26 protein-coding genes and 1 other annotated feature are annotated in these 24883 nt (G+C 41.3%); of the genes, 19 read left to right on the forward strand and 7 right to left on the reverse strand.

Annotation, left to right across the window (positions count from 1 at the left end; all coding sequences use genetic code 11):
• Nucleotides 1–3 precede the first annotated feature (3 nt).
• Nucleotides 4–1239: a multifunctional transcriptional regulator/nicotinamide-nucleotide adenylyltransferase/ribosylnicotinamide kinase NadR gene (gene nadR, locus CKY02_RS18595; RefSeq protein WP_112896451.1), complete on the forward strand. Its 1236-nt coding sequence runs from the start codon at nt 4–6 to the stop codon at nt 1237–1239.
• 675 nt (nt 1240–1914) lie between these two features.
• The gene (locus tag CKY02_RS18600) at nt 1915–2661 is read left to right on the forward strand and encodes an ABC transporter ATP-binding protein (RefSeq protein ID WP_112896433.1); all 747 of its coding nucleotides are present in this window, start codon (nt 1915–1917) and stop codon (nt 2659–2661) included.
• A 38-nt stretch (nt 2662–2699) separates the two neighbouring features.
• Here CKY02_RS18600 and ettA read toward each other — a convergent pair whose 3' ends face one another.
• Nucleotides 2700–4367, reverse strand: a complete 1668-nt coding sequence (gene ettA, locus CKY02_RS18605) for an energy-dependent translational throttle protein EttA (protein WP_112896434.1) — start codon at nt 4365–4367, stop codon at nt 2700–2702.
• 371 nt (nt 4368–4738) lie between these two features.
• Here ettA and sltY point away from each other — a divergent pair, with 371 nt between their 5' ends.
• Together sltY and trpR are read left to right on the forward strand one after the other, a co-directional pair.
• Entirely contained in the window at nt 4739–6655 is a 1917-nt protein-coding gene (sltY, locus tag CKY02_RS18610; RefSeq protein WP_112896435.1) for a murein transglycosylase, read from the forward strand.
• A gap of 59 nt (nt 6656–6714) precedes the next feature.
• Nucleotides 6715–7035: a trp operon repressor gene (gene trpR / locus CKY02_RS18615; RefSeq protein ID WP_011144939.1), complete on the forward strand. Its 321-nt coding sequence runs from the start codon at nt 6715–6717 to the stop codon at nt 7033–7035.
• Nucleotides 7036–7070: 35 nt separating this feature from the next.
• Here the strand turns inward: trpR and yjjX are convergent, their stop codons facing one another.
• Nucleotides 7071–7601: an inosine/xanthosine triphosphatase gene (gene yjjX, locus CKY02_RS18620; protein WP_112896436.1), complete on the reverse strand. Its 531-nt coding sequence runs from the start codon at nt 7599–7601 to the stop codon at nt 7071–7073.
• A gap of 54 nt (nt 7602–7655) precedes the next feature.
• Between yjjX and gpmB the strand changes: the two genes are divergently transcribed.
• The gene (gene gpmB, locus CKY02_RS18625) at nt 7656–8303 is read left to right on the forward strand and encodes a 2,3-diphosphoglycerate-dependent phosphoglycerate mutase GpmB (protein WP_112876419.1); all 648 of its coding nucleotides are present in this window, start codon (nt 7656–7658) and stop codon (nt 8301–8303) included.
• Here the strand turns inward: gpmB and robA are convergent.
• A complete protein-coding gene (gene robA / locus CKY02_RS18630; protein ID WP_112896437.1) occupies nt 8300–9175 on the reverse strand; it encodes an MDR efflux pump AcrAB transcriptional activator RobA in 876 nt (291 codons plus the stop codon). The two genes, gpmB and robA, sit on opposite strands and share 4 nt — an antisense overlap.
• A gap of 506 nt (nt 9176–9681) precedes the next feature.
• Between robA and creA the strand changes: the two genes are divergently transcribed.
• Entirely contained in the window at nt 9682–10167 is a 486-nt protein-coding gene (creA, locus tag CKY02_RS18635; protein ID WP_112896438.1) for a protein CreA, read from the forward strand.
• 193 nt (nt 10168–10360) lie between these two features.
• Here creA and arcA read toward each other — a convergent pair whose 3' ends face one another.
• A complete protein-coding gene (arcA, locus tag CKY02_RS18640) occupies nt 10361–11077 on the reverse strand; it encodes a two-component system response regulator ArcA (protein WP_011144944.1) in 717 nt (238 codons plus the stop codon).
• A 659-nt stretch (nt 11078–11736) separates the two neighbouring features.
• On the opposite strand from arcA, the gene thrL reads away from it, so the two are divergent.
• The 4 genes from thrL to thrC all read left to right on the forward strand — a co-directional run bounded on the left by thrL (nt 11737) and on the right by thrC (nt 16579).
• Nucleotides 11737–11805, forward strand: coding sequence for a thr operon leader peptide (thrL, locus tag CKY02_RS18645; RefSeq protein ID WP_112896452.1), 69 nt, complete (start codon nt 11737–11739; stop codon nt 11803–11805).
• Nucleotides 11744–11863, forward strand: a sequence feature (Thr leader region). Its footprint overlaps the gene before it by 62 nt.
• A gap of 25 nt (nt 11864–11888) precedes the next feature.
• Nucleotides 11889–14348, forward strand: a complete 2460-nt coding sequence (gene thrA / locus CKY02_RS18650; RefSeq protein ID WP_112896439.1) for a bifunctional aspartate kinase/homoserine dehydrogenase I — start codon at nt 11889–11891, stop codon at nt 14346–14348.
• 2 nt (nt 14349–14350) lie between these two features.
• On the forward strand, nt 14351–15280 hold the full coding sequence (thrB, locus tag CKY02_RS18655; protein WP_112896440.1) for a homoserine kinase: 930 nt from the start codon (nt 14351–14353) through the stop codon (nt 15278–15280).
• Between the two features lie 3 nt (nt 15281–15283).
• Nucleotides 15284–16579 (forward strand): threonine synthase, encoded by a 1296-nt coding sequence (thrC, locus tag CKY02_RS18660; protein ID WP_112896441.1) that lies wholly within the window; start codon nt 15284–15286, stop codon nt 16577–16579.
• 52 nt (nt 16580–16631) lie between these two features.
• On the opposite strand, the gene yaaA is transcribed toward thrC, so the two are convergent.
• Nucleotides 16632–17408 carry a peroxide stress protein YaaA gene (gene yaaA, locus CKY02_RS18665; RefSeq protein ID WP_112896442.1) on the reverse strand — a complete coding sequence of 259 codons (777 nt, stop codon included), beginning with the start codon at nt 17406–17408 and terminating at the stop codon, nt 16632–16634.
• A gap of 352 nt (nt 17409–17760) precedes the next feature.
• Between yaaA and CKY02_RS18670 the strand changes: the two genes are divergently transcribed.
• The 9 genes from CKY02_RS18670 to CKY02_RS18710 all read left to right on the forward strand — a co-directional run bounded on the left by CKY02_RS18670 (nt 17761) and on the right by CKY02_RS18710 (nt 23847).
• Nucleotides 17761–17943, forward strand: a complete 183-nt coding sequence (locus CKY02_RS18670) for a hypothetical protein (RefSeq protein WP_054477352.1) — start codon at nt 17761–17763, stop codon at nt 17941–17943.
• 51 nt (nt 17944–17994) lie between these two features.
• Nucleotides 17995–18672, forward strand: coding sequence for a tRNA lysidine(34) synthetase (locus CKY02_RS18675; RefSeq protein WP_112896443.1), 678 nt, complete (start codon nt 17995–17997; stop codon nt 18670–18672).
• Nucleotides 18673–18680: 8 nt separating this feature from the next.
• Entirely contained in the window at nt 18681–18821 is a 141-nt protein-coding gene (locus tag CKY02_RS24910; protein WP_162120506.1) for a hypothetical protein, read from the forward strand.
• On the forward strand, nt 18773–19354 hold the full coding sequence (locus CKY02_RS18680) for a hypothetical protein (protein WP_112896444.1): 582 nt from the start codon (nt 18773–18775) through the stop codon (nt 19352–19354). The genes CKY02_RS24910 and CKY02_RS18680 overlap by 49 nt, the downstream gene beginning before the upstream one ends.
• Nucleotides 19355–19550: 196 nt before the next feature.
• Nucleotides 19551–20762 (forward strand): MFS transporter, encoded by a 1212-nt coding sequence (locus CKY02_RS18685; protein WP_112896445.1) that lies wholly within the window; start codon nt 19551–19553, stop codon nt 20760–20762.
• 597 nt (nt 20763–21359) lie between these two features.
• Complete coding sequence (gene tal / locus CKY02_RS18695) at nt 21360–22313, forward strand: transaldolase (RefSeq protein ID WP_112896447.1); 954 nt, start codon at nt 21360–21362, stop codon at nt 22311–22313.
• Nucleotides 22313–22504, forward strand: a complete 192-nt coding sequence (locus CKY02_RS24100) for a hypothetical protein (protein ID WP_146747474.1) — start codon at nt 22313–22315, stop codon at nt 22502–22504. The genes tal and CKY02_RS24100 overlap by 1 nt, the downstream gene beginning before the upstream one ends.
• Before the next feature lie 20 nt (nt 22505–22524).
• A complete protein-coding gene (gene mog, locus CKY02_RS18705; protein WP_112896449.1) occupies nt 22525–23100 on the forward strand; it encodes a molybdopterin adenylyltransferase in 576 nt (191 codons plus the stop codon).
• Between the two features lie 138 nt (nt 23101–23238).
• Nucleotides 23239–23847, forward strand: a complete 609-nt coding sequence (locus CKY02_RS18710; protein ID WP_112896450.1) for a chorismate mutase — start codon at nt 23239–23241, stop codon at nt 23845–23847.
• 161 nt (nt 23848–24008) lie between these two features.
• On the opposite strand, the gene CKY02_RS18715 is transcribed toward CKY02_RS18710, so the two are convergent.
• Together CKY02_RS18715 and CKY02_RS25880 are read right to left on the reverse strand one after the other, a co-directional pair.
• Nucleotides 24009–24455, reverse strand: a complete 447-nt coding sequence (locus CKY02_RS18715) for a sodium:solute symporter family transporter (protein WP_240002089.1) — start codon at nt 24453–24455, stop codon at nt 24009–24011.
• An 8-nt stretch (nt 24456–24463) separates the two neighbouring features.
• Nucleotides 24464–24631, reverse strand: coding sequence for a hypothetical protein (locus CKY02_RS25880; RefSeq protein WP_240002090.1), 168 nt, complete (start codon nt 24629–24631; stop codon nt 24464–24466).
• Between the last annotated feature and the right edge of the window lie 252 nt (nt 24632–24883).

Below are 24883 nucleotides of genomic sequence, written 5' to 3' on the forward strand. Positions count from 1 at the left end.
GATATGGGGCAATTTGACTACCTTAAAGAAGCGATTAAACAGACAGGTTATACGTTGCAGCAGGTTGCTGATGCAAGTGGTATGACCAAAGGTTATCTCAGCCAATTAATTAATGACAAAATTAAAAGTCCCAGTGCCCAAAAACTGGCTGCTCTCCATCACTATCTGAGGTTGCAATATCCTGTGCAAAATAAAACTGTTGGAGTGGTATTTGGCAAATTCTATCCATTGCATACTGGGCATATCTATCTGATTCAACGGGCCTGTAGTCAGGTGGATGAGTTGCATATTATCCTTTGCCATGATGAGCTGAGAGATCGGGAGCTGTTTATGAGCAGTTCCATGTCTCAGCAACCTACGGTGAGTGATCGTCTGCGCTGGTTGCTCCAAACGTTTAAGTATCAGAAAAATATTCATATTCACTCTTTTGATGAACAGGGAATTGAGCCCTATCCACATGGTTGGGATGTGTGGAGTGACGGCATGAAAGCCTTTATGTCAAAAAAAGGCATTAATCCAACTTATATATATTCCAGCGAAACTCAGGATTCTCCCCGATATAAAGAACATTTAGGAATTGAGACAATTCTTATCGATCCACAACGTTCATTTATGAAAATCAGTGGTCGGCATATTCGCCAAGACCCATTCCGTCATTGGGAATATATTCCTACGGAAGTGAAACCTTTCTTTGTTCGTACCGTAGCGATTCTTGGTGGAGAGTCCAGTGGTAAATCTACGTTAGTTAACAAATTGGCAAATATTTTTAATACGACAAGTGCTTGGGAATATGGTCGTGATTATGTTTTTTCTCATCTGGGGGGAGATGAGATGGCGCTACAATATTCGGACTATGACAAGATTGCATTGGGACAAGCCCAATATATTGATTTTGCTGTAAAATATGCGAATAAGGTTACATTTATAGATACCGATTTTGTCACTACCCAAGCATTTTGTAAGCGATATGAAGGACGTGAACACCCGTTTGTTCAGGCATTAATTGATGAATATCGATTTGATTTGGTCATTCTACTGGAAAACAACACCCCTTGGGTTGCTGACGGTTTGCGTAGCCTTGGCAGCGAGCAGGATCGTAAAGAGTTCCAGCAACTGCTGGAGGATATGCTGAAAAGTAATAATATTGAATATGTCAATGTGGATTCACCCGATTATGATCAGCGTTTCCTGCGTTGTATTGAACTCATTCAGCAATTTTTAGCGGCTAATCCTAAATGATACGTTAGTTGAATCGTTTATAATTAGATCTATATATAATATTTTATATGATAAATTAGTAAATATATATCTAATCACAATATGCATTGTGGCTGGATATTTTTATCTCCTGTAAGTAATAAAATATATAACAGCTATTAATATTTTTGATACTTCTATTGATTATTTATTTCTTGAATAAAAACAAGATTAATAATTAAATACTTCCCAGTTGATTTTTAAATAAAATTTTTTTGTTTTTGATTGGTTGGAGAATAAGGATAAGGTTGATTTTTCTATTAATAATTTAATGTTAGAAGTATCGTTGTTATTATGGTAATTAAATATTAATTTTAACATGTTGTTATGATATTAAGGTGTTTTTATCTATAAAAAATTATTTGTCTGATGTTATTTTTTTATTTGTACAAACAAGATAATGGCCTGTTGCTAATGAATGGTTGATAGGAATGGATTGATCTTGTTTAGTGAAATTTTGATTTTAGCATACAGATAGTCATTTGAAATAGTCACTGATAGAAATATTGATATACTTTCAATTGAGATATTTCTTATATGATTTTCCCTCGTTTGTGTAATCTTATAATGATGAATATCTGTATTTTTACGGATTGCTCTGGCTGTAAGAGTTATTGATAATGCCAGATTTCTTACACTATTAATTATGCTGAGATAATGAATTTGAATCAAATCGCTACGATTGAAGCCATTGATATTTCATATGGTTTTTCGAAAAGTAAAGCTAACCAGAAAATGATTTCAGACATCACTCTTTCTATTTTTCCAGGTGAATTTACTTTGATTAATGGGGATCTTTGTTCAGGGAAAAGTACTTTGCTGGCAATGATTTCTGGGTTATTGCCTCTCGACGGAGGAAAAATATTAATTTCTGATAATGAATTGGGGAGGATGAATAACTTCGAGTTAGATAGATTCCATTTGATAAATTGTGGTTTTATCTTTCAAAGAATTAATTTATCTAATGAACTTACGGTCTTGGATAATTTGCTATTATCTCTCTCTTGTGGAATCACGACCTCTCATCAGGAAGCAATAGTCAGGGCAACTAAGGCACTCAATATTGTTGGCCTGAAACACAAGAAAGATATATATCCCAAGGAATTACGTGATAATGAAAAACAACGGGTGGCAATAGCTGGTGCCATTGTGAAAAGCCCTCGGTATTTGTTTGCTGACGAGCCAACCCGTCATCTTAATAATTATGACTGCCAAACAGCTATTGATATCTTAAGTTTTATTGCTTATAACCAAAGAGGTACAGTTGTTGTGGCTTCACAGGATAATAGGCTTATTAAACATGCGGATCGTATTATTACTTTGAAAGAAGGAAAGATTATCCATGATACTTATCTTACACATAGCATGATGAATAAGACTATGAGTTTATATCTAAATAATTGAGTGGAAAATGGCCGGTTACCAGGCCATTTTCAATATGATTATTTGCTGATTCTCTTATATTTAATGCGATGCGGTTCCAGTGCTTCTGCTCCGAGAGTCCGCTTCTTATAGTCTTCGTATTCACTAAAGTTACCTTCAAAGAAAGTGACTTTACCTTCATCTTGATAATCAATGATGTGGGTTGCGATACGATCAAGGAACCAACGATCATGGGAAATAACCATTGCACAACCTGGGAACTCCAGCAAGGCGTTTTCCAGTGCGCGCAAAGTTTCAATGTCCAGATCGTTGGTTGGTTCATCAAGCAACAGCATGTTACCGCCGACTTGCAGCAGTTTAGCCAAATGTAGCCGTCCTCTCTCACCACCAGACAATTCACCGACACGTTTGCCTTGATCAACACCTTTGAAGTTAAAACGGCCAACATAGGCGCGACTTGGTAGCTCAAAGTTACCGATACGCATGATATCCTGGCCGCCGGAGATCTCTTCCCAAACGGTTTTCTTATCATCCATGTTGTCACGGAACTGATCGACAGAAGCGAGTTTGACGGTTTCACCTAACGTGATGGTGCCGGAATCGGGTTGTTCCTGGTTGGAGATCATACGGAACAGGGTGGATTTACCTGCACCATTAGGCCCGATAATCCCAACAATCGCCCCTTTGGGCAGAGAGAAGTTCAGATTATCAATCAGAACCCGGTCGCCATAGGATTTGGTTAGATTTTCCACTTCCAGAACTTTGTCACCCAGGCGTGGTCCAGGTGGAATGAACAGTTCGCTGGTTTCGTTACGTTTCTGGTATTCAACGCTATTTAATTCTTCAAAACGGGCCAGACGTGCTTTACCTTTTGCCTGACGGCCTTTCGGATTTTGGCGAACCCATTCCAGCTCTTTCTCAATGGATTTACGGCGTGCGGCTTCTGTTGCGGCTTCTTGAGCCAGACGAGCATCTTTCTGTTCCAGCCATGAAGAGTAGTTACCTTCCCACGGAATGCCTTCACCACGATCAAGTTCCAGAATCCAGCCGGCAACGTTATCAAGGAAGTAACGGTCGTGGGTAATTGCAACAACGGTACCTTCGTAATCGTGCAGGAAGCGTTCCAGCCATGCGACAGATTCGGCGTCAAGGTGGTTAGTGGGTTCGTCCAGTAGCAGCATGTCGGGTTTTTCCAGCAGTAAGCGGCAAATTGCCACACGGCGGCGTTCCCCTCCAGATAGATGCTCGATTTTTGCCTCCCACGGCGGCAGACGCAGGGCATCAGCGGCGCGTTCAAGCTGGTTATCAAGGTTATGGCCATCGTGGGACTGAATAATCGCTTCCAGCTCACCTTGTTCTTTAGCCAGTTTGTCAAAATCGGCGTCAGGATCAGCATAGGCTGCATAGACTTCATCCAAACGGGTCAGCGCATGTTTTACCTCGCTAACCGCTTCTTCCACTGCTTCGCGGACAGTGTACTCAAGGTTTAATTTAGGTTCCTGCGGTAGATAGCCAATTTTAATTCCTGATTGTGGGCGAGCTTCTCCTTCGATGTCTTTATCGATGCCAGCCATAATACGCAGTAAGGTCGATTTACCGGCACCATTAAGGCCAAGAACACCAATTTTTGCTCCCGGAAAGAAACTTAAGGAGATATTTTTCAGGATATGACGTTTCGGGGGAACAATTTTACCGACCCGATGCATGGTGTAGACATATTGAGCCACGTTGCTATAAGCCTCGCTATCTCTGATTGTTATAGTGCCTGTTTTGCGAAGCAAGTCGCATGAACAGGGCGTGTTGGTATTTGATTATATCAAGTTAGGTTATTTATGCTCGTCTGAGCACGATTTATCACAGTTTACCCGATTTAAGTCAATAAACTCTATAACCCAATTGCTCGAATAAAATGATCCTAGGTTGAGTTTGTTAAAGCTAATCAATTTATTATATAAAAAACTAATCTATTATAAATATATGGTTATATATCTCATCATAGGGAAAATTAATGTGGTAAGTGGTGGTAATTATATTATTATGGTGTTTATGCATTCGTAATATTAACCTGTTTGATTTTATCTCCCAGAGGAACGTGATAATGGCTAAGTGGCAATACCTTGCGATGGCTATAGGGTTGATTTTTATCTCTGTAGCAGCAAATGCTGATTCTCTGGAAAATCAGCGGCAGAGATATCAGCAGATTAAGCAAGCGTGGAATGTCAGTGATAGGGATGAAATCGCGAGGCTGATGCCGACATTGAAAGACTATCCTCTTTATCCTTATCTAGAATACCGGGAGCTGACTCAGGATTTGGCACTTGTCACACCAACGCAGATCCGTGATTTTATTGATCGTTACCCTAATCTGCCCCCTGCACGTTCTTTACCATCCCGTTTTATCAATGAGCTTGCACGCCGCGAAGAGTGGCGTGGGATACTGGCGTTCACTCCTACAGCACCGAAATCTATTACAGCTCGCTGTCATTACTATTTTGCTAAATGGTCTACAGGTGAGGAACAGGTTGCCTGGCAGGGAGCAAAAGAAATTTGGTTGAATGGGCGTTCTTTACCAGCCAGTTGCGATAAATTATTTGATGTTTGGCAGCAAACTGGTCATTTATCAGTGAAACTGATATTACAGCGTATTAGTCTCGCGTTAAAAGCGGGGAATACGTCACTGGTCAGTTACCTCGCTAAACAATTGCCACTGGGATACAAAAGTATCAGTGAAGACCTGATTAAGTTGCAGAATGATCCGGCTACCGTGGCGGATTTTGCTAATCATACCGGGCCGACTGATTTTACCCGTGTAGCTACTTTAGCGGCTTTCTCGCGTTTCGCTCGCCAAGATCCGGAGCAGGCAAGAGCGATCATCCCATCAATTGTCAGAGTGCAAAAGATGAATGTAAGTGAACGTCAGCGGTTGAAAGATATTGTTGCCTGGCAGTTAATGGGGGATGTGAGCGATGAACAGGAAAAGTGGCGTGATGATGCGATCCGCAGTAGTCAATCTGTTGCATTGCTTGAGCGTCGTGTTCGGTTGGCATTGGGTCATGCAGATAAGCGTGGTTTGGCTCAATGGATAAAATTGCTGCCGTTAGAGGACCAAGGCAAAGAGGAATGGCGTTATTGGCGAGCCAACATTCTATTGGCACAGGGTAATAAAAGTGAAGGTGAAGCGATACTACGTAAGCTGACAGAAGGCCGTGGTTTTTATCCAATGGCTGCTGCGCAAAAACTGAATGTCAACTATCCGCTGACGATAAGTATCGCAAAAAAGCCAGATGCTGCCATTGCTTCAATACCTGAAGTGCAGAGAGTCAGAGAATTGATATATTGGCAAATGGATAATCTTGCTCGCATAGAGTGGAGCTATCTGGTCGCCAGCCAGGCTAAATTAAAACAACAGCAACTGGCGCGTTATGCTTTCAATCAAAAATGGGCAGCGCTTAGTGTACAGGCGACAATAACCGGAAAAATGTGGGACTACCTTGAAGAGCGTTTTCCATTGGCATGGCGGCGGGAATTTAGTCACTTCACTGCAAATAAAGGAATTTCTCAAAGTTATGCAATGGCGATAGCCCGCCAGGAAAGTGCCTGGAATCCGCAAGCTAATTCGCCAGTTGGGGCAATTGGGTTGATGCAGGTAATGCCAGAAACGGCAGAGGATACGGTTAAGAAAAATGGAATCCAAGGATATATGAACAGTAGCCAACTTATAAACCCGCTGACGAATATCGAAATCGGTACTGCTTATCTCGAATCGGTTTATCAGCGTTTTGGAAATAATCGGATACTTGCCAGCGCTGGCTATAATGCCGGACCAACTCGGGTAGATCGCTGGTTATCTGACAGTGGTGGGCGACTCGATGCGATAGCCTTTATTGAAAGCATTCCATTTTCTGAGACCCGCAATTATGTCAAAAATGTTTTGGTTTATGATGTTTTCTATAGTCATTTCATGGGCAAAGCATCAAATGTGCTGACTAACGCGGAATGGCAAAGGCGTTATTGATTTATGGCAAACTATGTTATGCTGCTGTACTAGTTAAATAGTATGATGACTGATTAATTATGACGACAAATCATCTGACAGATCCAGCACTTTCGCCGCAAGATCATGAAGATTGGCAATGTTTCGTGACATTACTCCAACAGGCTTTTGCTGAAAATCTACAGCATCCGATTTTGCAGTTATTATTGACACCAGATGAACGGACAGCACTGGCTACCAGGGTACGCATTATCAAGGAGTTGATGAGTGGAAAAATGAGCCAGCGTGAGCTGAAAAATGAACTTGGAGTGGGTATTGCGACGATTACGCGCGGCTCTAATAGCCTGAAATTTGCCTCAAACGATGTTAAGGCTTGGTTGGAACAGCAATTACTGAAATAGCAGGCCGCCAATTGCGGCCTAGGCGGAATGTTTGTTTAACGGGCGTTCAGCTCTTTATACATTTCATGATGTACGGGCACTAAAGCCAATATCAGAGCTTGGTGGTACACGCTGGTACGAGTCAGGATGCCATCAGTGAAAAAGCCAATTGCACCATCTTTCTGCTTGATGTTATCAATACCTGTAAGGTAAGCCATTTCATGGCCTAATTCCCGACCTTCGCGGATACCATCAAGAATTTTCTCTGGTAGCATCAGACTGGCTGAACGAGATTCTCCGCGAATTTGCTGATATTCCACAACCATCCAGGCAAATGTCATATCGTCTTCAATACCCGCTTCCACACCTACCCAAAAGTCTGCTTCAGGGCGAACTTGTCTGGCCGCCATGACACGCTGACGGGCGCCAGTACGGGTTTCTGTGTTACCAATAGGTTGTTGTGGGACGCTACTGTCTACATTGATATCTTCGATCCGATAAGTACCTGGCCCAAAAACATCATCAAAGGCGAGACTAATGGCTTTAATTTTTGCAGGGTTGGTGGTTGCGGCAATAACGTGATACATAATAGATGAGTTATCCTTTGAACGAGTATTTACGCAGTATAACGGAAAATGAAAATGTTACAGGTATATCTTGTTCGGCATGGGGAGTCTGAATGGAACGCAGCACGTCGTATTCAGGGACAATCTGACAGCCCTTTGACTGAAACAGGCGAACATCAAGCCAGATTAGTGGCGCAAAGAGTAAAATCTGAAAGTATTACCCATATTATTACCAGTGACCTTGGACGTACACGTCGAACGGCGGAAATCATTGCTGAGGTTTGTGGTTGTGAAATTATTCTGGAGCCACGTTTGCGTGAATTGCACATGGGGGTTCTTGAACGCAGAAATATTGATTCATTAACATCGGAAGAAGAGAACTGGCGTAAGAAAGTCCTTGATGGCACACCTGGTGGACGTATCCCCAAAGGCGAATCTATGGATGAATTGGCTGTGCGTATGAGGGCTGCGCTGGAGGGCTGTCGTAATCTGCCTGTTGGTAGCCGACCGTTGTTAGTCAGTCATGGCATCGCTTTGGGATGTTTGGTTGGCACAATACTGGGATTGCCCGCACATGCTGAACGTCGTCTTCGCTTGCGAAATTGCTCTCTGTCCAGAGTGGATTATCAGCACAGTCCGTGGCTAGCGTCGGGCTGGATTGTAGAAACGGCAGGCGATATCACACATCTGGATACGCCCGCACTGGATGAATTACAACGCTAATGCTGGATAGGAATGAGATACTGAAATTCGATGATATGATTCGCCGCTTCCTTGTCTCTATCATTGGTATTGGTAAGATAATATCGCTCGATGTCGTATCCTTTCCTACGTGTCAGGTTTAGCATTGGCAGGCAAATACCATAGACGGTAAACAGGAAATCCTGTAAGCCATCTTTGGTACCGTAGTAACTAAATGAGACGTATTCTCCAGCCGGTAATGTAACAGGCTGGCTGCCTGCCACATCAAACTGGGCATATTGGGGTTCTACCGCTGTTGTGTACAATACGGTTTGTTCATCTTCTTTTTCTGGATTGGGAGTTGCATGGTGAAGGCCATAAAGTACAGGAGGTAACACCTCTGCATTTTGCAGATAATATGTCCAGAAATTGTGGCGCATTTCAGTACAAAAACTGGACCATTGTTCCAGCGTATAGGAACAGGTCTGTTCTATACCCACCAGTGGTTGTTCCTCTAGTGTGAGATAGGTTGCTTCGGGAATATACCTGTTATCCAGCAATATGGGAGGGCAAATACCCGTGGCGCACCACTCCTCACTGAGTCGATAAAGTGCTGGTGTTTTATTGAATTGTTTTTTAAATGCGCGAGTGAAAGTTTGTTGGGAGTCAAACTGGTACTGTAAAGCAATGTCCAGAATAGGGCGGCTGGTTAAACGTAAAGCAACGGCTGCCCGTGATAACCTTCTGGCACGGATATAGGAGCCAATAGCCTGGCCGGTAATGTCTTTAAACATACGTTGCAGGTGCCATTTAGAATAACCTGCTTTAGCTGCAACATTATTGAGTGATAATGGTTGATCTAAATGGTTATCTAGCCAACGTAATAAATCACGAATGATGCCGGTTTGATCCATACATCTCCTTAGTCATTAAGACCAAAAGAACAATATACCCGTTATCTTTCAAGTTGCCCTTTGTTGGCTGCACTCACTCACCCCAGTCACATAGTTCGCTATGCTCCCGGGGATTCGCTCCCTTGCCGTCGCGATGCATCTTGAAATCCATAGGGTATATAAGAACCTATACTACTAGGCTATTTTGTTTGCCACTTGAACAGTCCCACAGAGTGGTAAAACGAATCATTCCTTGTACATCGTATGTCTGTTCTGATTTCTGCGTGCTGTTCGTGTTCATAATTAATTGACAAGCGTGGCATTCAACAATAACTCTACTGGATATGAGCACTAAGTGTAAAACAAGTCTTATATTTACAATAGGATACTTATTCGTATTATTATTTCACTCATTACTTTATGAAATTATATTAATGATTAATTATTTCTATTGATGGTATTACCATCCTATTTGGTATCTCAGCGGTGAAATTTTACGCTGAATTAATTAAGGAATGAGACTATATATGTTAAAAATCATAAAGATACTCGTAACAACGACATTGTTGTGCATACCTGTGGTGGCTCTGTCTGAAGAGATTGGCTCGGTAGACACTGTTTTTAAATTTATCGGGCCTGATCACAAAATTGTCGTGGAAGCGTTTGATGATCCTGATGTTAAAAATGTGACTTGCTACCTGAGCAGGGCAAAAACAGGCGGAATAAAAGGGGGTTTAGGACTTGCGGAAGATACTTCTGATGCGGCTATTTCTTGTCAGCAGGTTGGAGAGATTGAACTCACAGACAAGATTAAAAAGAGCAGCAAAAAAGGTCAGGTGGTTTTCCAGAAACGAACCTCACTGGTGTTTAAAAAACTTCAAGTCGTTCGCTTCTATGATGCAAACCGTAATGCATTAGTCTATTTGACATATTCCGATAAGATGATCGATGGTTCACCGAAGAATGCGCTCAGTGCTGTACCCATTATGCCGTGGAAGACGGTGGAAAATTGAGGGGCAGGATGGGTTCTTACAGGGATATCCCATCCTGTCATTGTTAGAGACTTACTGATATACCCGTTATCTTTCAAGTTGCCTCTTTGTTGGCTGCACTCACTCACCCCGGTCACATCGTTCGCTATGCTCCCGGGGATTCGCTCCTTTGCCGTCGCGATGCATCTTGAAATCCATAGGGTATAGGTTCAAGTTATGCTTCCAAATCACCACAGAAACGATAGCCTTCACCATGAATGGTGGCGATAATTTCCATCGTATCTGGCGTCGATTCAAAATGTTTACGGATACGACGAATCGTTACATCAACAGTACGGTCGTGAGGTTTCAATTCACGACCTGTCATTTTTTTCAGTAAATCTGCGCGTGTTTGGATTTTGCCTGGATTTTCACAGAAATGAAGCATGGCGCGGAACTCGCTGCGTGGCAATTTATACGGCTCACCAGCTGGGCTTATCAGAGAACGGCTATTGATATCTAATTCCCAACCGTTGAATTTATAACTCTCAACTTGGCGGCGTTCCTCGCTGACATTACTCAGATTCATGGTACGAGAAAGCAGGTTGCGGGCGCGAATAGTCAATTCACGCGGATTAAATGGTTTGGTGATGTAATCATCCGCGCCAATTTCCAAGCCAAGGATTTTGTCTACTTCGTTATCACGGCCGGTCAGGAACATCAAGGCAACATTTGCTTGCTCACGCAGTTCGCGGGCAAGTAACAAGCCATTTTTGCCTGGAAGATTAATATCCATAATCACCAGGTTAATGTCGTTGTTTGACAGAATATGGTGCATTTCTGAACCATCGGTGGCTTCATAAACTATGTACCCTTCAGCTTCGAAAATGCTTTTTAGGGTATTGCGAGTGACAATTTCGTCTTCAACAATCAAAATGTGCGGGGTTTGCATGGTTGCTACCTAGAATCGCTTAAAAATAAATCAGAATGATTCAAACTACTCTTATCTCAGGATATTTACTGGTTATTATTTGTCATCACTGAAATTATAGCCCAAATCAGTAATAACATTTTATTGATATGTTTTACACTGAAAGTAAAAGTTGCTTTTCCTTTGGTGGGTATATACCCAAAAAAACTGGTTAAACAGTGTTATGTTAGTCCATTAACAGCAATATAACAGCTTGCAATGCATTTACCATCTAAAAAAACTACCTTTTATTGACGTACATCAAAATTGATTGTAGCACGTTAATATTATTTATATTGGTTATTTTATACCTTGTATTCTGTCATGCAAATGACAAATTCTTGTTAACACACAGAGTGGTTTTGTTCGAAAAATAATTCCCCATGAGCTTGGCGGTGAACAAAAATAACTGATTTTTACGAAAAGATAAAATATATTGTTAATTTTGTTAAAAATGGATTTAACAACTAAAAGATTGGGTTCAGTAAGAAATATTTGTTTGTCTTGATGACCATGAAATGAATTATTCCAATATTAAAAATATCAAAAGCGTAAGGTTATTTAGATAAAATGTTTGACTTTGCGCACAAATTCATTTAACCAATATAGGGTCGAACCCATTAAATGACAGACAGGAACCTATGCGAACTATCAGCCTGAAAACCACAATTATTACCACCACCGGAACCACAGGTTGCGGAGCGGGCTGACGCATATATAAAACAGAGAAAAAAGCCCGCATCCAAATCAGATGCGGGCTTTTTTTTGGCGCGGAATCAGGAGAAAAATGTTAATGCGAGTGCTTAAATTTGGAGGAACTTCGATCGCTAATTACCAGCGAGTGTTGAGCGTTGCCGATATTGCAGAGAAAAAACTTTCTCAAGGAGGGGTTGCGTTGGTGCTTTCTGCTCCGGCAAAAATTACCAATCATTTAGTGGCTATGATTGAAAAAACGGTAGCTGGGCAAGAGATCATTACCCATATGCACGATGCTGAGCAGATCTTTGTTGATTTATTACAGGGGGTGGCACAGGCGCAACCCGGTTTTGCTTATGAACGGTTAAAAATGATGGTTGAGCAAGAATTTGCTCAATTGAAACAGGTTCTGCATGGTATTTCGTTACTGGGCCAATGCCCGGACAGCATTAACGCTTCCCTGATTTGTCGTGGGGAAAAACTCTCTATCGCCATCATGGAGTCTGTATTGCAGGCACGTGGTCACAAGGTCACGGTGATTGATCCGGTAGAAAATTTGTTGGCACAAGGTCATTACCTTGAATCTACGGTAGATATCAACGAGTCTACGAAGCGCATTGCTTCTCTGAATATTCCTGATGACCATATTGTTCTGATGGCTGGATTTACGGCTGGAAATGATAAAGGGGAGCTAGTTGTTCTGGGGCGTAATGGTTCTGACTATTCTGCTGCAGTTTTGGCGGCTTGCTTGCGGGCGACATGTTGTGAAATCTGGACTGATGTGGATGGTGTTTATACCTGTGATCCCAGAGTTGTGCCGGATGCACGGTTATTAAAAGGCATGTCCTATCAGGAAGCGATGGAGCTCTCTTATTTCGGTGCCAAGGTATTGCATCCACGGACCATTGCTCCAATTGCTCAATTTCAGATCCCTTGTTTGATTAAAAATACCGCCAATCCAGATGCGCCTGGAACACTGATCGGTGACGGGCAGAAAGATGAAAGTACGCCGGTAAAAGGGATTACCAACCTGAGCAATATGGCAATGATTAACGTATCAGGCCCTGGTATGAAGGGGATGGTGGGTATGGCGGCAAGGGTATTTGCTGTCATGTCCCGCAAAGGGATCTCTGTTGTGCTGATTACTCAGTCATCTTCAGAATACAGTATCAGCTTCTGTGTCCCTCAACGTGAATTGGAACGCGCACGTCAGGCACTGAGTGAAGAATTCTATCTTGAGCTGAAAGAGGGGGTTTTTGATCCTTTGGATGTGATGGAAAATCTTTCCATTATCTCCGTTGTTGGCGATGGTATGCGTACCCTGCGCGGCATCTCTGCCCGTTTCTTCTCGGCATTGGCGCGCGGTAATATCAATATTGTTGCAATCGCACAGGGATCTTCTGAACGTTCCATCTCTGCGGTTATCGATAATGAAGTGGCAACGACAGCTGTTCGTTTGTGCCATCAGATGTTATTTAATACCGATCAGGTGATCGAAGTTTTTGTTGTCGGTGTTGGTGGTGTAGGCAGTGTTTTGATTGAACAGATCCGTCGTCAACAAACATGGTTGAAGCAAAAGCACATTGATTTGCGGGTATGTGGTATTGCTAATTCACGGGCCATGTTGACGGACATGAGAGGTATTTGCCTTGATAATTGGCAGCAATGTTTATCAGAGGCCAAAGAACCTTTTAGTTTGAGCCGCCTGATCCGTTTAGAGAAAGAGTACCATTTACTGAACCCGGTGATAGTGGATTGTACCTCTAATCAGCAAATTGCTGATCAATACGTCAGTTTCCTGAGTGATGGCTTCAATGTGGTCACGCCGAATAAAAAAGCCAATACTTCGTCAATGGCTTATTATCATCAGATTCGTAAGGCGGCAGAGAAATCTAAACGCAAATTTCTGTATGACACTAACGTAGGGGCTGGCCTGCCTGTTATTGAAAACTTACAAAACCTGCTTAATGCGGGTGATGAACTCATTCAGTTCAATGGCATTCTTTCTGGTTCTCTCTCTTTTATTTTCGGTATGCTGGATGAAGGAATGTCACTATCTCAGGCAACGTTACTGGCAAAAGAGAAAGGCTATACCGAACCCGATCCGCGTGATGATCTGTCCGGTATGGATGTTGCCCGTAAACTGTTGATCCTCGCTCGTGAATCAGGTTATGAACTTGAATTGGATGGTATTGATGTGGAGCCTGTACTGCCAGCCTCCTTTGATAACCGAGGGGACGTGGATGCTTTCCTTGAACGTTTACCTTCTCTTGATCAGGTTTTCAACCAGCGGGTGGCAGAAGCCAAAGGGCAGGGAAAAGTATTGCGCTATGTTGGCATAATTGAAGAGGGCCGTTGTAAGGTGAAAATCGCCGCAGTGGATGGTAATGATCCGCTTTATAAAGTCAAAAATGGCGAAAATGCGTTGGCATTCTACACGCGTTACTATCAGCCAATACCGCTGGTACTGCGGGGATACGGGGCGGGTAATGATGTTACTGCCGCAGGTGTTTTCGCAGATATGCTGCGTACCTTGTCCTGGAAACAGGGAGTTTAATTGTGATTAAAGTCTATGCGCCTGCATCTATTGGCAATGTTAGTGTTGGGTTTGATGTACTGGGAGCGGCGGTCTCTCCAGTTAATGGTGCTTTATTAGGTGACTGCGTTACTGTCCGGGCAGCGAAGAGTTTCAGTTTGCGTAATGAAGGGCAGTTTGTAGGGAAGTTACCTGAGAAACTGGAGCACAACATCGTTTATCAATGCTGGCAATTATTCTGCCAGCGTTTGGGCAAACAATTACCAGTGGAAATGACGCTGGAAAAAAATATGCCAATTGGTTCTGGCCTTGGCTCCAGTGCTTGTTCTGTTGTTGCAGGTTTGATGGCACTGAACGAGTTTGCAGGTCTCCCATTTAATGAAAGCCAATTACTGGCAATGATGGGGCAACTGGAAGGACGTATTTCCGGCAGTATTCACTATGATAATGTCGCTCCATGTTATCTCGGCGGTTTGCAACTGATTATGGAACAAGGAGATATTATCTGTCAGCCAGTACCTACGTTTGATGAGTGGTTATGGGTGATGGCCTATCCGGGCATCAAAGTTTCTACCGCAGAAGCCAGAGCAATTTTACCTGTGAACTATTCGAAGCAGGATGTTATCGATCATGGACGTTTCCTTGCCGGGTTTATTCATGCTTGTCATACACGGCAACCAGCGCTGGCAGCCAGATTGATGAAAGATGTGGTTGCTGAACCGTATCGTACTCAACTGTTACCGGGTTTTGCCAATGCGCGTGAAACAGCAAAACGGGTAGGGGCATTGGCGTGTGGTATTTCTGGTTCTGGCCCGACATTGTTCTCCATTTGTAATGATATGGCGACCGCAGAGGAAATAGCTGAGTGGCTGCAACAGCATTATGTTCAGAATGATGAAGGTTTTGTACACATTTGCCGTCTGGATCTCGCAGGCGCACGACAAATAGGGTAACTAATGAAACTGTATAACTTGAAAGACAACCGCGAGCAGGTGAGTTTTGCACAAGCAGTCAAACAGGGGTTAGGCAAACAGCAAGGGCTTTTCTTCCCGCAAGATTTACCCGAATTTAGTCGTGAAGAAATTGATCAACTGTTGAAACTGGATTTTGTCACCCGCAGCGGTCGCATTCTCTCCGCGTTTATTGGCGAGGAAATTCCGCCAGAACAACTGGCGACACGAGTTAAGCATGCTTTTACTTTTCCGGTGCCTGTGACCGACGTGGAAAATGATGTTGCAACGCTGGAATTATTTCACGGCCCGACGCTGGCATTTAAGGATTTTGGCGGCCGTTTTATGGCGCAAATGTTGGCACAAGTTGCCGGTGAACAGCCAGTCACTATCCTGACGGCGACTTCCGGCGATACAGGGGCAGCAGTAGCGCACGCCTTTTATGGGCTAAATAACGTACAAGTGGTGATCCTCTATCCACAGGGCAAAATCAGCCCGTTACAGGAAAAACTGTTCTGTACCTTGGGCGGTAATATTCACACGGTGGCGATTGACGGCGATTTCGATGATTGCCAAGCGTTGGTTAAACAAGCGTTTGATGATCAAGAGTTGAAACAGGCTCTGTATCTCAATTCCGCTAACTCAATTAACATCAGCCGCTTGTTGGCACAAATTTGCTACTATTTTGAAGCGGTTGCTCAGCTACCAGAAGATAAACGTGAACAACTGGTTATCTCTGTACCGAGTGGGAATTTTGGTGATTTGACCGCGGGTTTATTGGCAAAATCGATGGGATTACCGGTAAAACGCTTTATCGCAGCCACTAATGTTAACGATACGGTTCCACGTTATCTAGAGGATGGAAAATGGTTGCCTCATCAGACGGTTGCTACGCTTTCCAACGCAATGGATGTGAGTCAGCCAAACAACTGGCCACGTATTGAAGAACTGTTCCACCGTAAATCCTGGCCGTTGAGTGAATTGGGATATGGTGTAGTCAGTGATGACGTGACTAAAGAGACGATTAAGGAATTGGCTAAACTGGGTTATATCTCTGAACCTCATGCCGCGGTTGCTTATCGTGTTCTGCGTGATCAATTACAAGACGGTGAATACGGGGTATTTCTCGGTACGGCGCATCCAGCGAAATTTAAAGAGAGCGTGGAGCAGATTCTGGGTGAGGAATTACCCTTACCCAAAGCTTTGGCTGAACGGGCTGATCTGGAGTTGCAGTCCCATTACTTGCCGGCAGATTTTGCTAGGTTGCGATATTTCTTGATGGAAAGAGCACCCAAGTCATGATGAAAGTGGGCGCCGCACAGATCATGCGGCGTTTATTATTGATAATAAGGTCTTAATATTGTTCTGGGCGCTTAAATACCAGCTCATTCCCTTTGGATAACGATTCATCAAAGGCATAGCCATCCAGATTAAACTCCACCAGACGGTCAGTTTGCGTTAATTGGTTTTGAATAATAAACCGGCTCATTAGCCCACGGGCTTTTTTCGCATAAAAACTGATGATTTTATACTTACCGTTTTTCTCATCGAGAAATACCGGTTTAATAATTTTACCGGCTAACTTTTTCGTATTTACAGATTTGAAATATTCATCAGAAGCCAGATTAACCAACACATTATCACCTTGTTGTTCCAACGCCTCATTGAGTTTTTCTGTGATTAGATCTCCCCAGAAAGCGTAGAGATCTCTACCGCGTTTATTTTCCAGTTTGATCCCCATTTCCAGCCGGTAAGGTTGCATCAGATCTAACGGACGAAGTACACCGTAAAGGCCAGACAGGATACGCAGATGATTCTGAGCAAAATCAAAATCCTTATCGGAGAAAGATTCAGCCTGCATACCGGTATAAACATCACCTTTAAATGCCAGGATAGCCTGACGGGCATTTTCTGGCGTGAAATCAGCATGCCATTCGCCAAAACGAGCGGCATTCAGGCCGGCAAGTTTATCACTGATACCCATCAAACTCGCAATTTGGGCAGGCGTTAGTTTACGGCAAATGCTAATTAGCTGTTCTGACTGGTCGAGTAATGCTGGCTGACTATATTTTTCCGTGGTAAGCGGGCTTTCATAATCAAGGGTTTTTGCAGGTGAAATAGTAATAAGCATAATATTGTCCAGATTGTTCAGATTAAGTTAATTTAACAAAAGATAGGATAATAAAGAATGAGTAACAATGATAGCGGAAACTGTGTATTTAATATCTATGGGGTAACAAACTGATAATTTTACACTCCATTTTATTGACCGATATTACCTTTAATGAGAATAATATTTAAATAATTTATCATGGTATATTTTAATTTAACTTTATATATAAATATAAATAAAGTTTTATTGATTTTTTAAATATTAATTTTTGTGAATTTGATCTATTTTTCTTGGATTGTAATAGTGTAATTATTCTAAAGGTGAGAGCACTTCTTGCAAATTTGTTTTTTATAAAATTGGAGGAATAGAGATGCAATCAACAGCTCAAAAGCTATTTCAGCCTATATTTACTCGTAAAGCTGAACCTATAAGGTTATTTAGTGTTTCGCAGGATGAAATTGGTTTCGAAGAAATCAATCAAATGATTATTGGACGTATTAAACGTGATGCTGACTTGCTCATGAGTGTCGGTGAGAGTATCGCCCATATTTAAAATAGAAGCCTGTTGTATCTAACAACAGGCTCTTTCTTGTAAGAGATTATTATGAAAAAACACACCGTGTTGCTTAAAGATAGGTTAGATAAAATTCATGTGCTTTCTACAAAGTCTGGGATCCCGTTGAGAAGATTCCTGAAGGAGAATTACATACCCCAAGATTCTGTACTTTGCTATGTGAATGATAAAATAACAGATGATCAAAGCTATGTAGTAAAAGAAAGCGATAAAATAGTTTTGGAGATGGTAAGGGCATATCAACTCCCAGAATATTGCAGAACTTTACGTTTATGGGAAGATGATGGCGTTGAGGTAACACAGGAAAATACAGATTCAATTTATACTAAGAGAATACTCTGGTTTAAAGAGAATGGTATTTGCGATCTAAAACAAACACAATTTAATGAGGATAGTTTCGTAAAATATATTGATGACATGTTTGTTCAAGGGATTCTTACTAAGTCTTTGATTAAGGAAAACGATAAAATTATACTTGCCTTATCTGGAGGTAGAGATAGTCTGGCATTATTATATCTTTTGAGAAGAAATGTGGATAAATTGCCAAAGCATGAGTTAATTGGAGTTACTGTTGCTGATACGGCAGCATCAGGCGCAGATGTTAAAGTGGCTGCTGAGGCTATCGCAAATTTGGGTGTAAGAGACTATATACCCTATGGATTTCAAGATGCATCGCGACGGCAAGGGAGTGAATCCTTGGGAGCATAGATAACTATGTGACCTGGGTGAGCGAGTGCAGCCAACAAAGAGGCAACTTGAAAGATGACGGGTATATACGATATTACCGCTTTCTTATGTTAATGAAACGATGCATTTTACAAATGGTTTTGAAAACGTTATTGAAAAAGTGCTTGTAACAAGTGGACGTGGACGTTCAATTACTTTGTGGCATACCATTATGAGAGCTTGTGTTGAAAGATTTGCAAGAGAGAAGGGAGTTTTTAATTTATCGTTTGGTTACCATTTTGAAGATTTATTTACCAGTATATTTAGAACATATACTTTGGGAATCTTGTTAGGTGAGTCGGCTCCATTGAAAACATGGGGGGAGTTTACGCATGTATCACCATTATGGACAATAACTAAAAAAGAATTGACATTATATCTTAAAATTGTGGCTCCTGAACATCATTCGAAACAGGGATCGCCTACAGACTATGATAGAGGAGATCATAATAGGGATATAAATTACTTTATAGCTGATTTATTATCGGGTGTTTGGCCAGGGTTGGGATTCAATTTTTTTGAGTCACTTGAGCGATTATATAAAAATTATAATATACCCGTTATCTTTCAAGTTGCCTCTTTGTTGGCTGCACTCGCTCACCCCGGTCACATAGTTGCCTATGCTCCCGGGGATTCGCTCCCTTGCCGTCGCGATCCATCTTGAAATCCATAGGGTATATAGAAAATCCTAAATATGATGTATGTGATAATTGTGGAATTACATATACACATGCTTACGGTGATGATTTTGATAATAGGAAATTTAGGCACGTTTGTAATCATTGTTCTTATTTAATTGAAGTCGGGGAAATACCATTAATGAAATCGATTGGATAAATAAAATATAAATGGGATAAGATATGGAGAATAAAAACAGGTTATTATCCTCTGATATAATATCTATCTTTGGTACAGGAATAAGTGAAATAGCGCTTCTTTCACTTGTATATTCAATTACCAAGTCGGAGATAGATACGTCTTTAATGGTATCTGTGAGGCTAATGGCGAGTATATTAGTTTTTGTGGTTATTGGCGGGTTAACGGCTCGGTTTAATATGCGGGCTATTTGTATTTCTTCGGATTTATTTCGGGCAGTAACAATATTCCTTGCTGTATTTGTGAATAATATATATTTATTATTTTTCATATCTTTCCTGCTGTCATTTTTTTCAGGTTTAAATATATCGATAAGGTCAGCGGCATACCAGGTATTTTTCAGCTCAGAAGAAAGAGTTGCTTTTATATCAAAGCAACAATTCTATTATGGGTTACTCTCTATATCTTCTCCATTGATAGCCGGTTTTTTGATAAATATGATGTCAATACGATCCTTGTTTCTTATTGAATCAATGTGTTTTATTTTATCAATTATATTTCTCTTCTTTATCAGCGATTGGGGAACTAAAATAAAGGAAAAAGATATTTCTATGAAATATGGTGGGTTGGAATATATTATCAAGAATAATACCCAGAGAAATATATTATTGTTCAGGATAAGTATTTTAACTGCAATGGTGTCATACCAAGTGATTTCAACCTATATAATGACTTCTAACTATACAACGATTGTCTCTTTATTTAGTGGATTATATTCGTTTTCTTTTTCTGATTTGGTTGCTTATTTTTCCTTTTTAGCTTCTATTTCAATGTTATTTGGATCTTATTTATCTGGTTGTTATTTTAATATAAGTAAATTAAAAAAATCTTTCTTTCTTGGCTCTCTTTTGATTGCTGTTGGATCTATTTTTTGGGCTATGCCTTTGTCAAGAATTGTCCTGTTATTTTATACTTTGGGAACTATGCTTATTTTTATCGGACTTTCTTTTTTAAGGATATCTCTCTATACATCAGGGCAAGAGCTGACACCAGAAAAATACTTTGCGAGAATAATATCGTCTTCGGATGCAATTTCAAGAAGTTATCAATCAGCCTTTGGTATTATAATAATATGGTTAATCCCTTTGCTAGGAAGTAGTGTGTTGTTTGTCTTTTTTGCAATGTGTTCTTTGAGCTCAGTTTTTGTTGCAAAGAAAATAAGCGCTGATGTTGAGAATAAACTCACATTGAAGTAATTTATGTAGGGAGTAAAGAAGACCTAATTTAGCTATTAAAAAATAAGGTGGCAAATGAACATTTCTGCAATTAAGAATGATTTAATGAAGCAATATAGTACCTTAATTCTGTTATCCTATTGGGATAATAATTTATTATCTTCTTTTTTTTATTTTTATAATAACAATTCCTTATTGTAATGTTGAAACCTATCTTGAATGTGATTAATAATCTAAGTCTGTTTTTTATGACTAAAAATCAGGCTTATGTTCTATCAATAATATATATAGATCATAATTTTGATCCCTATTTAGCAAACGATAGATTTTTAGATTATCTTAACAACTCGGATTCAGATGTGATTATATTTGATGAGTTTGATTGCAGGAAATTAATAAATAGAATTGATAAAAATAAGAAAATAATCGTTGTCTCACACATGGAAACTATTGGTTCAATATTGAACATTAGCGAAGTGGTATGAAAAGATTGGCTACAGAGTGAGTGACTGCGAGTGATCGTTTTACCGCCTTGCAGCAAGGTCTTACCGTGTTATTATCAGTGGATGGCTCAATGACAATGCCACAATTTCACGCATAACGATGAGATATGACAAAATGACCGATAAACTAACCTCCCTGCGTAAACTGACAACAGTAGTGGCAGATACCGGGGATATTGCGGCGATGAAGCTTTATCAGCCACAAGATGCGACAACTAACCCATCTCTGATCCTTAACGCTGCACAAATTCCTGAATACCGTAAATTAATTGATGAAGCAATTGCATGGGCGCGTGAACAGAGCGATTCCCGCGAGCAGCAGATTGTGGATGCCAGTGATAAACTGGCGGTAAATATTGGCTTGGAAATTCTCAAACTGATCCCTGGCCGTATTTCGACAGAAGTTGATGCTCGTTTGTCTTATGACACTGAACGCAGTGTTGCTAAAGCTAAACGCCTGATTAAGTTGTATAACGAGGCGGGTATCAGCAATGATCGGATTTTGATCAAATTGGCTTCAACCTGGCAGGGTATCCGCGCGGCTGAACAGCTAGAAAAAGAAGGGATTAACTGTAACCTGACACTACTATTCTCTTTTGCTCAGGCGCGTGCTTGTGCGGAAGCCGGGGTTTATCTGATTTCGCCGTTCGTTGGCCGTATTCTTGACTGGTATAAAGCGAACAGCGATCAGAAAGAGTTCGCTCCACACGAAGATCCTGGCGTCATTTCTGTGACTGAAATTTACCAATATTATAAACAACATGGCTATGACACCGTTGTTATGGGGGCAAGTTTCCGTAATTCCGGTGAGATCTTGGAATTGGCGGGTTGCGACCGTTTGACTATTGCGCCTGCGCTGTTGAAAGAGCTGTCTGAAGCTCAGGGTGAAGTTGAACGTAAACTGGGTTATACCGGTGAAATTAAAGCGCGTCCAGAGCCATTGAGTGAAGCTCAGTTCTACTGGGAACATCATCAGGATGCAATGGCAACAGAAAAACTGGCGGATGGTATCCGTAAATTTGCTATTGATCAGGGCAAACTTGAGAAGATGATCGCTGATCTGCTGTAATGATAGGCGATAAACTATTCTTTTATACCTTATGGATTTCAAGATGCATCGCGGCGGCAAGGGAGCAAATCCCCGGGAGCATAGATAACTATGTGACCGGGGTGAGTGAGTGCAGCCAACAAAGAGGCAACTTGAAGGATGACAGGTATAGTGTTAAAGGCGGCATAATTGGCCGCCTTTTTGCTATTTAATTGTGTTGATTGAGGTTTATATGAATGAATTGCGCATTGGCCTGGTATCCGTCTCTGATCGTGCATCAAGCGGTGTTTATCAGGACAAAGGGATTCCGGCATTAGAAGAGTGGCTGAAAAGTGCGATTACCACCCCTTTTCAGATAGAGGCTCGTCTGATCCCGGATGAGCAGATCATCATTGAACAAACCTTGTGTGAGCTAGTGGATGAAATCGGTTGTCATCTGGTTTTGACCACTGGTGGAACTGGCCCCGCACACCGAGATGTGACGCCTGATGCTACATTAGCGGTTGCAGACCGTGAAATGCCGGGTTATGGCGAACAGATGCGTCAGATTAGTTTGCAATTTGTTCCAACGGCAATTTTATCCCGTCAGGTTGGTGTTATCCGCAAGCAGGCGCTGATTTTGAATTTGCCGGGGCAACCAAAAGCAATCGCAGAAACGTTGGAAGGTTTGAAAGACGAAAATGGCAAAGTTCTGGTATCCGGCATTTTTGCCAGTGTGCCGTATTGTATCCAATTGCTAGATGGCCCATATGTGGAAACCGATGATAAGGTAGTCACAGCTTTTAGACCAAAAAGTGCTTGTCGTTGAACAATGAGTTTATTGTAGAAAGAATCAAAAAATCGAACTTTTATCCGCCACCTATCGAAAGGTAATTTCAACATTTTAAGCTTATAATTAGTTTGGTATGTTGATTAGTTTGTTTGGAATAAATTTCGGGGTGAAAAGATGCAACGGCTGAAAAAAGTAAGGGCTGGCTTTATTGTTGGCTTGGCATTGGTTATGAGCACAATGGCACCAACGGTGACGTTAGCCATGGAGGCAAAGACGACGGTAGCTCAGTTGATTAATCAGCGCCTCTCTTACATGAAAGATGTGGCAGGATACAAGGCTGAAAACCATTTACCTGTTGAGGTTTTGGCTCAAGAAGAGAAGGTTCTTGCTAAATCAATAAGTGAGGCTGAATCTTTCGGGTTAAATGGAGAATCAGTCACACCGTTCATTATAATCCAGATGAATGCGGCAAAGGCGATTCAATATCGCTATCGAGCTGATTGGTTGTCACTCCCTGAAAATGGTTGGCAACCGAAGCCGCTAGATGATGTTCGGATTAAAATTAGCGGGTTAAGTACGGAAATCCTCCAACAAATTGCGATCTTGCTCAAAGCCGGAGAGAAAATAGGCGCTTCTGACAAAGAAATGTTTATGAGGAATATTCAACAACACAATTTAAAGGATTCGGATAAACAGCAAATTTTTGTGGTGCTTGAGAAGGTGAAATTGAAATATGTTAAAAGTAATCCCCTACGGGCGAACTTGCGACTTATATCTTATTGATGGTAACTCCTCGGAAGTTAAATTTGACGTATACAGCGTCAAAGACAGTGTGCTGATAAAACCGAACCCAAAGACTAAGCTTTTTCCTTAACTCCTGCCTGTAATTGTGGTGATAATTTGTTTTTTAGGTTGACAAAATCGACATTAGGCAGAATTAAGTTTCAGAAAAGCGGCGAAAAAAATTCCTTTCTGCGCTTGCTGCACTGATTTCGCAGCAAAGGTACGTTGAATATAGCCGAGAGTCCGCCGTAAATAGAATAAACCAAGGCAAAAATTGCAAGCCAAATAATGGAATAGATCAATGGAATATTCAGAATGGTTTCAAGTGCTAAGCCACCTAAATAAAGTACAGAGGTCAGATTGACGAAAATATAGAGTGAAATCCAGAATACCGCCAGAATGGCTTTTAAGTTTTTGTTAAACCGTTGTTCCGCAAATTCTGGGATAGTATAAATGCCTTTCTCAATGAAAATGGGTAAGAAATATTTACCTACGATAATTAATGTCATTGCCGCCATCCATTCATAAGACGCTATTGCTAAGTCAATGGAATAACCGGAACCGGACATACCGATAAATTGCTCGGCAGAAATATTTGCCGCGATCAATGAGGTGCCTATTGTCCACCAAGGTAAAGATTTACTTGCCAGGAAGTAATCTTCAGTGCTTTTGTCTGATCTTTTTTATTTCTAGATACCCAGAGCCCCACGCTGATGATAATAGCAACATAGAACATGAATACCAATATATCTACCAAGCTTAAACCGTGTTCTATAGTGGACATGTTTCTTTTCCTGGCTAGTTTATTTGATATTAAATTGTAAGTATTACCATTTGGTGAGGATGTAATCAGAATCACAAAATTGTTATTCAGTATTGTGATTGAAACTTACCTTAATTCTTAATCATTGGCGGATTCGACTAATAAGTGCAATTTTTCAGAAGGGCGGTCAGTTGCTATAGTAGGCATCTTTCCCGCCACAGGAGAATGCACTATGGCCTATACACAACTGACCGAAACAGAAAGATACCAGAT

This window comes from Photorhabdus bodei (assembly GCF_003287735.1).
Classification (GTDB): domain Bacteria; phylum Pseudomonadota; class Gammaproteobacteria; order Enterobacterales; family Enterobacteriaceae; genus Photorhabdus; species Photorhabdus kayaii.

Coding starts and splice junctions, on each gene's coding strand:
- nadR (WP_112896451.1), top strand. CDS start 4: ATGGGGCAATTTGACTACCTTAAAGAAGCGATTAAACAGACAGGTTAT.
- CKY02_RS18600 (WP_112896433.1), top strand. CDS start 1,915: ATGAATTTGAATCAAATCGCTACGATTGAAGCCATTGATATTTCATAT.
- sltY (WP_112896435.1), top strand. CDS start 4,739: ATGGCTAAGTGGCAATACCTTGCGATGGCTATAGGGTTGATTTTTATC.
- trpR (WP_011144939.1), top strand. CDS start 6,715: ATGACGACAAATCATCTGACAGATCCAGCACTTTCGCCGCAAGATCAT.
- yjjX (WP_112896436.1), bottom strand. CDS start 7,601: ATGTATCACGTTATTGCCGCAACCACCAACCCTGCAAAAATTAAAGCC.
- gpmB (WP_112876419.1), top strand. CDS start 7,656: ATGTTACAGGTATATCTTGTTCGGCATGGGGAGTCTGAATGGAACGCA.
- robA (WP_112896437.1), bottom strand. CDS start 9,175: ATGGATCAAACCGGCATCATTCGTGATTTATTACGTTGGCTAGATAAC.
- creA (WP_112896438.1), top strand. CDS start 9,682: ATGTTAAAAATCATAAAGATACTCGTAACAACGACATTGTTGTGCATA.
- arcA (WP_011144944.1), bottom strand. CDS start 11,077: ATGCAAACCCCGCACATTTTGATTGTTGAAGACGAAATTGTCACTCGC.
- thrA (WP_112896439.1), top strand. CDS start 11,889: ATGCGAGTGCTTAAATTTGGAGGAACTTCGATCGCTAATTACCAGCGA.
- thrC (WP_112896441.1), top strand. CDS start 15,284: ATGAAACTGTATAACTTGAAAGACAACCGCGAGCAGGTGAGTTTTGCA.
- yaaA (WP_112896442.1), bottom strand. CDS start 17,408: ATGCTTATTACTATTTCACCTGCAAAAACCCTTGATTATGAAAGCCCG.
- CKY02_RS18670 (WP_054477352.1), top strand. CDS start 17,761: ATGCAATCAACAGCTCAAAAGCTATTTCAGCCTATATTTACTCGTAAA.
- CKY02_RS18675 (WP_112896443.1), top strand. CDS start 17,995: ATGAAAAAACACACCGTGTTGCTTAAAGATAGGTTAGATAAAATTCAT.
- CKY02_RS18680 (WP_112896444.1), top strand. CDS start 18,773: ATGCATTTTACAAATGGTTTTGAAAACGTTATTGAAAAAGTGCTTGTA.
- CKY02_RS18685 (WP_112896445.1), top strand. CDS start 19,551: ATGGAGAATAAAAACAGGTTATTATCCTCTGATATAATATCTATCTTT.
- tal (WP_112896447.1), top strand. CDS start 21,360: ATGACCGATAAACTAACCTCCCTGCGTAAACTGACAACAGTAGTGGCA.
- CKY02_RS24100 (WP_146747474.1), top strand. CDS start 22,313: ATGATAGGCGATAAACTATTCTTTTATACCTTATGGATTTCAAGATGC.
- mog (WP_112896449.1), top strand. CDS start 22,525: ATGAATGAATTGCGCATTGGCCTGGTATCCGTCTCTGATCGTGCATCA.
- CKY02_RS18710 (WP_112896450.1), top strand. CDS start 23,239: ATGCAACGGCTGAAAAAAGTAAGGGCTGGCTTTATTGTTGGCTTGGCA.
- CKY02_RS25880 (WP_240002090.1), bottom strand. CDS start 24,631: ATGTCCACTATAGAACACGGTTTAAGCTTGGTAGATATATTGGTATTC.